Source organism: Pseudarthrobacter lactosi, assembly GCF_055412785.1.
In genome coordinates this window covers 62653-74676 of sequence record NZ_JBVAYS010000002.1, presented here as the reverse complement: position 1 = coordinate 74676, position 12024 = coordinate 62653, and the positions used below count along the sequence as shown (strand labels likewise).

The window sequence follows — 12024 nt, the reverse complement described above, 5'->3', positions numbered from 1 at the left end:
TGACCCAGTTTAGGTGGCGGGATAATGGTGCCATGGCCAAAACCCCAGCGCAGCGGATCAAGAAGCACGGCTCCAAGGCGGCTGTTCCGCAGCACAGCCTTCCGCCGGTCATCAACCCCACCACCAGCCGTTCGCCGCAGAAGGCCCAGAACAACACCAACCTGATCCTCATCGCGGGCGTCGTTGCCAGCCTGTTCCTGTTCTGGTACGTCCACCTGCTCACGTTGGATCAGCTCACGCAGCTCTCCGAGGGCCTGGCCATGCCGGACTCCCTGGTGGGCGGTTTTGACGCCGGCTACGTCGGCCAACTGAACGCCGTTATGAATGACGACGCCCGCGGCCAGCTCAACTACGTCCACAAAACAGCCGGCACACTGTTCCCGCTGATCTTCGGCTTCACGTGGCTGCTCCTGATCGGAACCAACGTCGCCAGGAAGACGCTCCGCTGGGTCCTCTGGGCTGTGCCGCTGCTGTTTGTGGTGGCCCGGCTGTGGGGCAATGTCGCCATCGATGCCGCGCTGGGATCGGAAACGGCCGACGCCGGCCAGGTCGCCTTGGCATCCGGGCTCACCGTTGCCGGGTGGGTGCTGTTCGTCCTCAGCCTGCTGGCCGGAGCAACGGCAGTGTTCCTGCGGAAACGGCCGCGCCGGCAGTAGGCTCCCGCCCCTACGTCCGGAGAGTTCTCCCCATACCGTTCCCGCCGGACACCCCGATAGTGTGTCCAGTGCCGGCATTTGATGCCGGGGATCTTTAACATCGGGGGAATCCATGGGGAATCACGGACGGATCCTGCTCTCAATATCTTTGAGATCAGCGGACTGGCCTGGGCATCAACTGTCCACAAAGCGACGGAGGCTCTGGCGGGTGAGCCGAAGTGACGTTGCGCAGATTCTCTAAACCGTTCGCTTCGGCCATGATCCTGGGGCTTATCGTGTTTGCCCTCTCAGCATGTGGCTTCGGCGGACCTGCACCCGCTGAGCGCCTGAAGACCGCGCTGCAGGACGCCGCGATCTCCGTGCCTGGAGTTGAATCGGCCCAGGTCAACGTCAACGTGAACACGTCCGGAAACTTCATCAACGCGAAGCTGGTGGGGGCAGACAGCGACGAGGCAGCGCTTGCCCAGGCGCTGGAGAGAGCCCTTCCGGCAATGCTGGAAGAAACCGAAGACCTTAAGACCGGCACCTTCTCGGTCAGCATTTTTTCACCCGACGACACCGTGTCGGTGGGGGCCGGCGCACTCGGCTACCCCGGGGGTGCTTCGCTCACCGATTTCCGGGAATTCTTCCTCGACCGGTCCTGAGTCCGCCACGTCTGGAGCACTGGGTCAGCGGCCATCTGCAGACGCGCCCGAGCGAACTTCCTTCCGATGCCGGTGGACCCGCTGTGCAATCACCAGGCCCGCCGCTGCCACACCCACGGTGACGGGATAGCCCATCAGCCTCTCAAGCGTGCCCGGCTCCGGAACGTCCATGCCCGTCAGCCCGCCGGCCGCCAGCGCGGCGAGCGACACCACGCCGCACGCCAGGACAAACCACCCCAGCGGTGTCTGCCGCAGCCACAGGATGCCCAGCACCACGAGGGCCGCCGCGCCGGCGAGGAAATACACCACCGCGCCGATGAAGTGGAAGGCGGAGCCGGCATCCTCCGGCACCAACCCCACGATCATGGTCCCTGCACCGGCGGCGCCGGTCAGGATCCGAACGCAGACCGCAGCCAGCCATGGCTTCCGGCGCGCAGGCTGGACCCGCGCTCCGGCACGGGCGGCGACACACAGCAGCCCCGAGCCCAGGAGCAGCGCACCGAGCAGCATGCCCAGCCCCTGGACCACAAACGAGGCGTTCATCAGCCAGTGCAGCGGCGAACACACGTCCCGCCCGTCGTAGATCCCGCAGTTAAGCGCGCCGAGGTCGCTGATGTAGCCGGTCCGGCGGTCATACGGCTGCGGGCCGCCCCAGGCGCCGATCACGGCCGTTTCCGCCACAAAATACTGCAGGACACTCAGGACGGACCAGGCGCCGATGTACTGGCGGGCTGAGGCGGTGTCCGGGAGGTAGGCCACGGCGGGGGCGGGCGTCGGGGCTGATCTCATGCCAAGAGCGTAGTACGGCCTCCCACCTTGTATGCTTGTATCCGTGTCCGGACGGACCGGCCCTGCCGGAACATTGGACACGCGCCCTCGTAGCTCAGTGGATAGAGCACGGCTCTCCTAAAGCCGGTGTCGTTGGTTCGATTCCAATCGAGGGCACTTGAATCTTCCGTCACCGGAGTTTGGCCTCCGCGCCTTCCTGCTCGGCCCCTCGCCGGCCAGGGACTTGCCCGTTCACGGGAACTGGGCCGTTGAACGGCAACTGCTGGACCGGTCCACCGGCACTCACGGAACCTTTGCCGGCGTCGTACGTTTTTCCCCCACGCACGACGGCGGCCTGGCCTTCCGTGAAGAAGGCACCATGCGCTGGCCCGCCTTTACCGGCCCCGCCTCGCGTGAATACGTCCTGAAACCCGCAGACCGGCCCGAAGCCCTGGACGTGTTTTTTGCCGACGGGCGGCCCTTCCACCGGATGAGTTTCACTCCGGAGGCCAGCCAGGATCGGCACTGGTGCGATCCCGATACGTACCGCGTGGCCTACACCTACGGCGGCCCGGACACCTTCAGTTACACGTGGGATGTGACCGGCCCGCGCAAGGACCTGCTGCTGACGTCCGCCCTGAATCGACTGGCCTGAAGCGTCAGGTCTGAACAGGCTAGGCTCGGTACCGTGAAAGCCCGCATTGTTGTCTCCGCCGTCTGTGTCTTCGACGCCGCCGGCCGGCTCCTGACCGTCCGCAAGCGCGGCACCAGCATGTTTATGCACCCCGGCGGCAAGCCGGAGGCCGGTGAAACCGCCGTCCGCGCCGCGGCGCGGGAACTTCAGGAGGAAGTGGGGATCGTGGTGGACCCGCAGGAGCTGGAGCTGATGGGCGTCTGGATCGCCGACGCCGCCAACGAGGCCGCCACGGACATCGAAGCCACCGTCTTTACCGCGCCGGGAACCTGGACGGCGCACCCGTCAGCCGAGATCGCCGAGATCCGCTGGCTGGATCTGGCGGCGCTGGATCGGGGCGCGCCGCCACCCGCGGACCTCGCCCCGCTGCTCACGGACCACATCCTGCCGGAGCTGGCCGCGCTGCGCCCCGGCCCCAAGTAGGTAGCGCTAACTGTCGTTTTGAGGCCTCAAAACGACAGTTAGCGCTACCTACTTGGGGAAGGCTGAGCCGCTAGTACTCCGGAACGGCTTCCGCTGCCACGGCCGAGGCCTCGGCGAACTGCGTCTGGTAGAGCTCGGCGTAGCGGCCGTCGGCGGCCAGCAGCTCCGTGTGGTTCCCGCGCTCCACGATCTGTCCGTCCTCCACCACCAGGATGACGTCGGCTGCACGGATGGTGGACAGCCGGTGGGCAATCACGACGGCGGTGCGCCCCTCGAGCGCGGCGCCCAGGGCCGCCTGCACGGCGGCTTCGTTCGTGGAGTCCAGTGCGGCGGTGGCCTCATCGAGAATGACCACCCGTGGTTGGGAAATCAGCAGCCGGGCGATGGTGAGGCGCTGGCGTTCGCCGCCGGAGAGCCGGTAGCCGCGCTCCCCCACCACGGTGTCCAGGCCGTCGGGCAGGGACCGGATCATGGTCTCAAGGCGGGCCTGCCGGATGGCGTCCCACATGTCCTCTTCGGTGGCGTCCGGCCGGGCGAGCCGGAGGTTGGACGCGATCGACTCGTGGAACAGGTGCCCGTCCTGGGTGACCATGCCCAGCGTGTCCCGCAGGGAATCGAAGGTGGCGTCACGGACGTCCAGTCCCGTCCCCGGAAGGGTGCCGCCGAGCCGCACTGCCCCGGCATCGACGTCGTACAGCCGGGAAAGCAGCTGCGCGATAGTGGACTTTCCGGCACCGGAGGAACCCACCAGGGCGACGGTCTGCCCCGGTTCCACCCGGAAGCTGATGCCGTGCAGCACCTCTTCGCCGCCGCGGGTATCCAGCGTGGACACTTCCTCGAGCGAGGCCAGTGAGACCTTGTCCGCCGAGGGGTAGGCGAAGCGGACGTCGTCGAACTCCACGGACACGTGCCCCGGCGGGATGGCCACGGCGTCGGGCTTCTGCTGGATCAGGGGCTTGAGGTCCAGGATCTCGAACACCCGCTCGAAGCTGACCAGGGCACTCATGATTTCCACCCGGGCGTTGGACAGGGCGGTGAGCGGGGCGTACAGGCGGGTCAGCAGCAGGGCCAGCACCACAACATCGCCCGCGGCGAGCTGCCCGCCAATGGCCAGCCAGCCGCCCAAACCGTAGACCAGGGCCAAGGCAAGCGCGGAGACCAGCGTCAGCGCGGTGACGAACGTGAACTGCAGCATGGCCGTGCGCACGCCGATGTCCCGGACGCGGCCGGCCCGGACAGCGAACTCGCGGGATTCCTCATCCGGCCGGCCGAAGAGCTTCACCAGGGTGGCGCCCGGAGCGGAGAACCGTTCGGTCATCTGGGTGCCCATGGCCGCGTTGTGGTCTGCGGCCTCACGGCGCAGGTCCGCGAGCCGGGAGCCCATCCGGCGGGCGGGGATGAGGAAGATCGGCAGCAGGATCATCGCCAGCACGGTGACCTGCCAGGAGGTCCCGAGCATCACGATCAGCGTCAGGATCAGGGCCACCACGTTGCTGACCACGCCGGAAAGGGTTCCGGCGAAGGCTGACTGGGCGCCGATGACGTCGTTGTTCAGGCGGCTGACCAGGGCCCCGGTGCGGGTACGGGTGAAGAACGCGATGGGCATCTTCTGCACATGGTCAAAGACCCGGGTGCGCAGGTCCACGATCACGCCTTCGCCGATGTTGGAGGACAGCCAGCGGCTGACGAGTCCCAACCCTGCTTCGGCTACTGCCACCACGGCGATCAGCATCGCCAGCCGGATCACTTCGTCTGTACCCGCCTTGGCCACGATGGCATCAACCACCTGGCCGGCCAGGACAGGGGTTGCGACCGCCAGGAACGCCATCACAATCGACAGCGCCACGAACGCGATCAGCTTCGTCCGGTGCGGGCGGGCGAAACCCAGGACGCGTTTCAGGGTGGCCTTGGAGAAGGGCTTGGAGCCGTTCTTGGCCCGGGAGATGTTGTACAGGGAGTGCCAGGCGACGCCGTCCATGCTCATCGCTGTTTCTCCGTTGCGTCTGCCATCAGTTCAGTTACCATTCCGTTGTCCACGTTCCACCGGACATCCAGCTGAACATTTTCCAGCAGCCTCCGGTCATGGGTTACTAACAGCAAAGCGCCCTCATAACTTCCCAGTGCCTCTTCCAGCTGCTCGATGGCGGGCAGGTCAAGGTGGTTGGTGGGTTCGTCAAGGACCAGCAGGTTCACGCCGCGGGCCTGCAGCAGTGCCAAGGCGGCGCGGGTGCGTTCCCCCGGCGACAGCGAATCCACCGGGCGTGAGGTGTGGTCCGCTTTCAACCCGAACTTGGCCAGCAGGGTGCGGACCTCCGCCGGATTCAGGTCCGTGAGTGCGGCTTCGACGGCGTCGCCAAGGTTGAGGTTTCCCGCCAGCAGTCCGCGGGCCTGGTCAATTTCGCCGACAGCCACCGAGGCGCCCATGGCCGCGTTGCCGGCGTCGGGCGCCTGCACGCCCAGGAGCAGACGCAGCAGCGTTGACTTGCCGGCTCCGTTGGGGCCGGTGATCCCGATCCGCTCCCCCGCGTTCAGCTGCAGGTTCACGGGGCCCAGCGTGAAGCTTCCCTGCTTCACGACGGCGTCACGCAAGGTGGCCACCACTGCACTGGAGCGGGGCGCCTGGCCAATGGTGAACTGCAGCTGCCATTCCTTGCGCGGCTCCTCCACCACGTCCAGCCGGGCAATCCGGGATTCCATCTGCCGGACCTTCTGTGCCTGCTTTTCCGATGACTCGGTGCTGGCGGCCCGGCGGATCTTGTCATTGTCCGGGCTCTTCTTCATGGCGTTCCGCACACCCTGGGAGCTCCATTCGCGCTGGGTCCGGGCACGGGAGACCAGGTCTGCCTTGGTGGAGGAGAACTCCTCGAACTTTTCCCTCGCGTGGCGCCGCGCCACGGCGCGCTCCTCGAGGAAGGCCTCGTAGCCGCCGTCGTACACGGCCACGGAATTCTGCGCCAGGTCCAGTTCCACAATGGTGGTGACACAGCGGGCCAGGAACTCGCGGTCATGGGACACCAGCACCACACCGCCGCGCAAGCCCTGGACGAAAGCTTCCAATTTGGCCAGGCCGGCCAGGTCAAGGTCGTTGGTGGGCTCGTCCAGCAGCACAACATCGAAGCGGCTGAGAAGGAGCGCCGCAAGGGCCACACGGGCGGCCTGGCCGCCGGAGAGCCCGGTCATGGGAGCGTCCGCTCCGGTGTCCAGGCCGAGGTCGGCCAGGACGGGCGGGATGCGTTCGTCGAGGTCTGCTGCGCCTGACGCCATCCAGCGGTCAAAGGCCAGCGAATATGCGTCATCGGCTCCCGGTGCGCCTGAGCCCAAGGCCTCCGCGGTGAACTCCATCTCCACGGTGGCCTGGGCGCAGCCGGTCCGGCGGGCGATGTAACCGGCCACGGTCTCGCCTGCGACGCGCTCGTGTTCCTGGGGCAGCCAGCCCACAAAAGCATCGGCGGGGGCGAGGCTGACGCTGCCGCCCTGGGGCTGGTCCACTCCGGCAAGCAAGCGCAGCAGGGTTGATTTGCCGGCGCCGTTGGCGCCCACCACACCCACCACGTCGCCGGGGGCCACCGTGAGGGAAAGATTGGCGAAGAGTGTCCGGTGGTCGTGGCCGCCGGAAAGATCTTTGGCAACTAGGGTTGCAGTCATAGGTTGGTCCGTCCTCTCGCCGCCCGGCCGGAGGAGCCCGCCTGAATCGGCCCGAAACTGCGGGAAATCCGCAATGCGCCGCCCCGAAAAGTGCCGGGACACTAAAGAGCCCGCTGGTCCGGACTTGGGGGGTGTACGGACCAACGGGCTCGACCATCAAGCATAGTCGACTCGGGATGCTGCACCAAACCCGTCTGGGTAAGAACAGGCTAAAATCAAAGGGCAATCATCCGTTCAGCAGAGAGCCGATATGCCTATTCCTGCCAAGGCGTTCCAGCGCTGGCTGCACGGCATCGCCCCGCACACGAGCACGTCAGACATCTGCCGGGTGTCCGGCATCAAGCGCACCACGCTGGCCCAGCAGCTCGTCCGGGGCAAGGTGGCAGAGGCAACAGTGGTCAGCATCAGCCGGGCGTACAACGTCAACCCCGTCTCGGCACTGGCGTCGTTCGACGCTTACAGCCAGCTCGCGGACACTCGCCCGCCCACCGGGTCCGAACTGGTCAGCCAGATTTCCACCCCGGACCTCCTGCGGGCAATTCTGGCCCGCTCCGCCGCGGATCCGGGCGGTGCGGCGACAGCCGAGGCGTCGGCCGGTTCACCTGCGTTGGAGCCGGTCCCGCACGCCACTTCGGTTAAGAACTGGGTGGAGGCCATCGACGACGGCGAACTGCGGCACCGGGTCTCTGCCGCCACCGGCATCGCCCCGCAGAACTACTCGGCACAACTGACCGCAAACCGGCTGGCCCCCGAACTGGCGGTTGCCACTTCCGTTGCCGCCGGCGTCGGCCCTGCCAGCGGCCTGGTGGCCACCGGGCTAATCACGGAGGCGGAGGCCGGCTGGCCTCCCGGAGCCCGGCTCGCCGCGCTCGACAGCCTGTCCGACGGCGATCTGACCACACTGGCCGGCGACAGGCTGCAGACTCTCGGCAGGGCCCTCCGCCGGCAGGAACATGATCACGAGACAACCGAAAAGATCTGGGAGAACCTGGGATGATCGAAATCCTGCAGTGGTCCACGCTGACCGTCTGCGGTCTGGTGGCCATCGCGCGTGTTCCCAGTGCCGTGCGGGGGAAGAACAGGACGATCTTCTACATCTTTGCGCTCATGACGCTCGCCACCCTGCTCAGCATCCGGGCGCCGTACCTTGCCATCGACCAGGCGCTCGGCGGGGTTAACGTGGCCAACCTCCTGCTCCGTTTTGTCATCTTCGCCGCTATTTTCTTCGTGGGCATTCGCGTCACCAAGGGCTTTGGGGCCAACGACGCCTACCGGCTGCTCACCGGACGGATCGGGATGGCCGTCCTGGCCCTGACCTCCCTGGCCGTGCTTGGTGTGTTTCTTATGATGGATACGGCGGGATCCTCGGCGGGCCTGGCCTCGGTGTCAGCCAAGGACGCCCGGCACGGACTTCTGGTGGAGTACTACGGTGCTGCAGGCCGCGCATACCCTGCGTACGTTTCACTGGTCCTGCTGCCTGCCATGCTCCGGGCCTGCCGGGGCAGTTTTCCGTTCCTGGTCCGGGCGGCGGCGTTCCTGCTGGCCCTCGGAGCCGTCGCCATTGGCGCCAGCCTGCTGTTCCCGGCGCTCCCACCGGCGTTGGGCTCAGTGGAGTTTGTCATCAACTACACAGCGGTCCTGTGTTTTGTTATCGGGCTCGCGCTGATCTGGCTAGCCAAGCTGCGGTCAGGGCGGACCGAGCCAAGTCAGAAGACTTCTACTGCAAAGTAGTCTTCACACTTTCACAAAATCATTAGACATGGCACAATCATGAATGTGTGAAGTTGGGTGCCGGTGTTCACGAACGGGGATAGATTCCTGGACGCCGGGCCTGTTGAGTCTTTGCATCCTTTGGGGGGATGAGTGGTGGCGGGCCGTTGGGGACCGCCCCCACTCAGCCATTTAACGGCCCGGCCCGGCCGGGCCAACCATCATCGATTGCTTTGTAACGGCCCCTTTGAGCCCTCAAAACGGCCTGGGCCCACGCCGGCAGGGTTCCCTGGCCGAGCTTGCGAGGCGAGGGGGCCGGTGGGGAGAAGCAGTCGATGGGTGCTACCGCGCGAACCTCAGGGTCACCAGCTGGAACGGGCGCAGCGAAAGGTCCACTGATTGCTCTCCTGCGGCAGTGCTGACCCCCGGGGCGTCTGCGGACCGCTCCAGCAGATCCGTGGCCTGGACGGCTGTGACCGGGAAGTTGGCCCTGAGCACGCCTGCGGACCGCTGCCCCAAGGACTCATAGAGGCGGACCACAACATCGCCCGAAGCGTCCTCGGCAAGCTTGACCGCCTCGATGACGATGGCGGGGTTGTCCACGGCGAACAGCGGCTCCGCGCCGCGGGCGCCCTTCACCAGCCGGGGTGCAAGGTTGGTACGGTACCCCTCCTCCACAGCTTCGGCGATTCCGGCGCCGGGGCGGATGGTCACAATCAGTTCCTGGGGGCCGCGGTCCGCCGTCGGGTCCGGGAACTTCGGTGCGCGCAACAGCGAGAGACGCACCGAAGTGGTAGTCCCGCCGTCGGAATCCCGCACGCTCCTGGTGACATCGTGCCCGTAAGTGGCCGCATTGGAAATCGCGACACCGTAGCCGGGTTCGGCCACATGGATCCACCGGTGCGCGCAGATCTCGAACTTGGCGGCCTCCCAAGAGGTATTGATGTGGGTGGGACGGAAGACATGGCCGAACTGGGTCTCCGACGCGGAGCGGTCCGCTCTAACGTCCAGCGGGAAGCCCAGCTTGAGGAGTTTCTCGCTCTCCTGCCACTCAACAGTGGTGGTGATGGTGAGGGAGCCGCTGCCGGCATCCAGACTGATCCGCTGGGTGAGCGGTGACGAGCTGGCAACCCGGTCAACCACCACAACGGCACTGGTTCCGGCGTGCTCCAGCCGGATGGCCTGCGCCGCAGTGAGGGCCGTGACGTTGCGGCGGTAGAACTCATCAATGTCCCAGGCGTCCCACTGGTTGGGCGTGTCCCGGTGCAGTTCCAGCAGGTTGCCGCGGGCACCTGGAGCGATGGCTTCGCGTCCCGTGGCGTAGTCGGTCAGGGAGGCAAGCAGGCCATCGGAATCCAGGACCGCCCTGATGATGCCGTTGTCCAGCACATAACCGCCATCCACAGCGGTTGCCTGAACCGACTGGCCGGCCGGTGAAAGCTCTGCGGCAGCCAGGGCCGGAACCCCGTTGCGCGCGTGCGGTGCGGCGTTGAGCAGGAAGATCTGCGCCCCCTCGCCCAGGAGCGCGGCCGCTGCCTGCCCAATGAGGGTTTCGAGGCTGGCGCTGATGGCGGCGTAGTTACGTTCCGCGTCCTGGTGGACCCAGGCAATGGAACTGCCGGGCAGGATGTCGTGGAACTGCTGCAGGAGCACCAGCCGCCAGAGCCGCTTCAGCTCTGCTGCCGGGTACTCGAACGAACCGGGGCTCCGGACGGCGGCGGTGGTGCACCAGAGTTCGGCCTCGCGGAGCAGGTGTTCGCTGCGCCGGTTGCCGCGTTTGGTCTGGGCCTGGCTGGTGTACGTGCCGCGGTGGAGCTCCAGGTACATCTCCCCCACCCAGACGGGCAGGGAGGGGTACTCTTCCTCCGCCTGTGCGAAGAAACTGTCGGCGGAACCCACACGGACTCTGGGCGAACCTTCGAGGTCCGCGGTGCGGCTGGCGGCAGCCAGCATTTCCCGCGTGGGCCCGCCGCCGCCGTCGCCGTAGCCGAACGGGACAAGCGAGCTGTTGCCGCGCCCATGGTCGCGGAAATTCCGCTCGGCGTGCGCCAGTTCGCGTCCGCTGAGCTCCGCGTTGTAGGTGTCAACGGGCGGGAAGTGCGTGAACAGCCGTGTGCCGTCGATGCCTTCCCAGTTGAAGGTATGGTGCGGCATGCGGTTGACCTGGTTCCACGAGATCTTCTGCGTCAGGAACCAGCGGCTGCCCGCCGACTTGACGATCTGCGGCAGGGCCGCGGAATAGCCGAAGGAATCCGGAAGCCAGGCTTCGCGGCATTCGACGCCGAACTCGTCGAGGAAGAAGTTCTTGCCCTCGATGAACTGCCGGGCCATGGCCTCGCCGCCGGGCATGTTGGTGTCCGACTCGACCCACATGCCGCCCACCGGGACGAACTGCCCGGCCTTGACCTTTTCCCGGATCCGGCTGAAAAGCTCCGGGTAGAACTCCTTCATCCAAGCCAGCTGCTGGGCTGACGAGCAGGAAAACACAAAGCCCGGATCCTCATCCATCAGCGCCACCACGTTGGAAAACGTCCGGGCACATTTGCGGATGGTTTCACGCACCGGCCAGAGCCAGGCGGAATCGATGTGGGCGTGGCCCGTAGCCACCAATTGATGGGCGGAAGCGTAGGCGGGCCTGGACAGGACTTCGGCCAATGTAGCCCGCCCGGCCGCGGCGGTGCCCGGGACGTCGTCGGGATCCATCTGGTCCATCATCCGTTCCAGCGCACGGAGGATCTCATGGCGCCGCGGCTGCTCCGGGGAGAGTTCGTGCATGAGCCCGGCGAGGGTCCAGATGTCCTGCTGGAGTTCCCAGACGGTCTGGTTGAGTTCGGCGATGGCGATCCTGCCCAGCCGGTACTGCGGCGCCGTGCCTGCTGTTGCCTTGTCCCCGTAGGGTGTGGCGGCGAAGGTCCAGCCCTTTGCCATGTCCGGGTTGGCGGCCGCTTCAACGTAGAAGTCAACGGACATGCCGCTGCCCAGGAGCTTCAGCGGAATGTACTGGTTCCGAGGCGAAATTGCCTTGATGATGGTGCCGTCAGGTCGCCAGGCGATTCCCTCGCACTGGAATCCGGGGGCTTCGTTGATGAAGCCAAGGTCCACCACGATTTCGACGGCGGTATCCGGGCCGGTGCCCCAGGCCTCCGGCACGTCGCCCTGCAGGCGCAGCCACTTGGTCCCCCACGGCTTGCCCCAGGCAGCACCGTGTTCCTGCGGCTCGAAGCGATTCCGCAGCGCATCCAGCACGGACACCGGTTCGCCGGGCGCATCCCAGCTGCTCAGGTTCAGCGGAACGGTGCGGGCGTAAACAGCGGGAATGATCCGCTCGCGGACAAACCGGTCCAGGCGGACTTCGGTGATCCGGCGGTCGTCATGCAATGTAAACCCTCTTAGGTGCTTGAACTGGAGTACTCGAAATCCGGACCAAACGCGTCCAATCGATGGATAAAATCTACCGGCTAGTAGCTCAATAACCAAGCGTCAC

Annotated in this window: 10 protein-coding genes and 1 tRNA gene; 7 read left to right on the top strand and 4 right to left on the bottom strand. The window is 66.3% G+C overall.

Annotation, left to right across the window (positions count from 1 at the left end; genetic code table 11):
- Positions 1–32 precede the first annotated feature (32 nt).
- Together ACZY0Q_RS10275 and ACZY0Q_RS10270 are read left to right on the top strand one after the other, a co-directional pair.
- Positions 33–656: a hypothetical protein gene (locus ACZY0Q_RS10275; protein ID WP_463916429.1), complete on the top strand. Its 624-nt coding sequence runs from the start codon at positions 33–35 to the stop codon at positions 654–656.
- A gap of 257 nt (positions 657–913) precedes the next feature.
- Complete coding sequence (locus ACZY0Q_RS10270) at positions 914–1300, top strand: hypothetical protein (RefSeq protein WP_463916428.1); 387 nt, start codon at positions 914–916, stop codon at positions 1298–1300.
- Positions 1301–1324: 24 nt separating this feature from the next.
- Here ACZY0Q_RS10270 and ACZY0Q_RS10265 read toward each other — a convergent pair whose 3' ends face one another.
- Positions 1325–2089 (bottom strand): DUF998 domain-containing protein, encoded by a 765-nt coding sequence (locus tag ACZY0Q_RS10265; protein WP_463916426.1) that lies wholly within the window; start codon positions 2087–2089, stop codon positions 1325–1327.
- Between the two features lie 83 nt (positions 2090–2172).
- Here ACZY0Q_RS10265 and ACZY0Q_RS10260 point away from each other — a divergent pair.
- From ACZY0Q_RS10260 to ACZY0Q_RS10250, 3 genes are all read left to right on the top strand, one after another.
- A tRNA-Arg gene (locus ACZY0Q_RS10260) sits at positions 2173–2245 on the top strand.
- A 1-nt stretch (position 2246) separates the two neighbouring features.
- A complete protein-coding gene (locus ACZY0Q_RS10255) occupies positions 2247–2723 on the top strand; it encodes a DUF6314 family protein (RefSeq protein WP_463916424.1) in 477 nt (158 codons plus the stop codon).
- 33 nt (positions 2724–2756) lie between these two features.
- Positions 2757–3185 carry an NUDIX hydrolase gene (locus ACZY0Q_RS10250; protein ID WP_463916422.1) on the top strand — a complete coding sequence of 143 codons (429 nt, stop codon included), beginning with the start codon at positions 2757–2759 and terminating at the stop codon, positions 3183–3185.
- Between the two features lie 70 nt (positions 3186–3255).
- On the opposite strand, the gene ACZY0Q_RS10245 is transcribed toward ACZY0Q_RS10250, so the two are convergent.
- On the bottom strand, positions 3256–5169 hold the full coding sequence (locus ACZY0Q_RS10245; RefSeq protein WP_463916420.1) for an ABC transporter ATP-binding protein: 1914 nt from the start codon (positions 5167–5169) through the stop codon (positions 3256–3258).
- On the bottom strand, positions 5166–6830 hold the full coding sequence (locus ACZY0Q_RS10240; RefSeq protein ID WP_463916419.1) for an ABC-F family ATP-binding cassette domain-containing protein: 1665 nt from the start codon (positions 6828–6830) through the stop codon (positions 5166–5168). The genes ACZY0Q_RS10245 and ACZY0Q_RS10240 overlap by 4 nt, the downstream gene beginning before the upstream one ends.
- A 250-nt stretch (positions 6831–7080) precedes the next feature.
- Between ACZY0Q_RS10240 and ACZY0Q_RS10235 the strand changes: the two genes are divergently transcribed.
- Together ACZY0Q_RS10235 and ACZY0Q_RS10230 are read left to right on the top strand one after the other, a co-directional pair.
- Positions 7081–7827, top strand: a complete 747-nt coding sequence (locus ACZY0Q_RS10235; protein ID WP_463916418.1) for a hypothetical protein — start codon at positions 7081–7083, stop codon at positions 7825–7827.
- Positions 7824–8561, top strand: a complete 738-nt coding sequence (locus tag ACZY0Q_RS10230; RefSeq protein ID WP_463916415.1) for a hypothetical protein — start codon at positions 7824–7826, stop codon at positions 8559–8561. The genes ACZY0Q_RS10235 and ACZY0Q_RS10230 overlap by 4 nt, the downstream gene beginning before the upstream one ends.
- 321 nt (positions 8562–8882) lie before the next feature.
- On the opposite strand, the gene ACZY0Q_RS10225 is transcribed toward ACZY0Q_RS10230, so the two are convergent.
- Complete coding sequence (locus ACZY0Q_RS10225; protein WP_463916413.1) at positions 8883–11918, bottom strand: alpha-mannosidase; 3036 nt, start codon at positions 11916–11918, stop codon at positions 8883–8885.
- Positions 11919–12024: the final 106 nt, after the last annotated feature.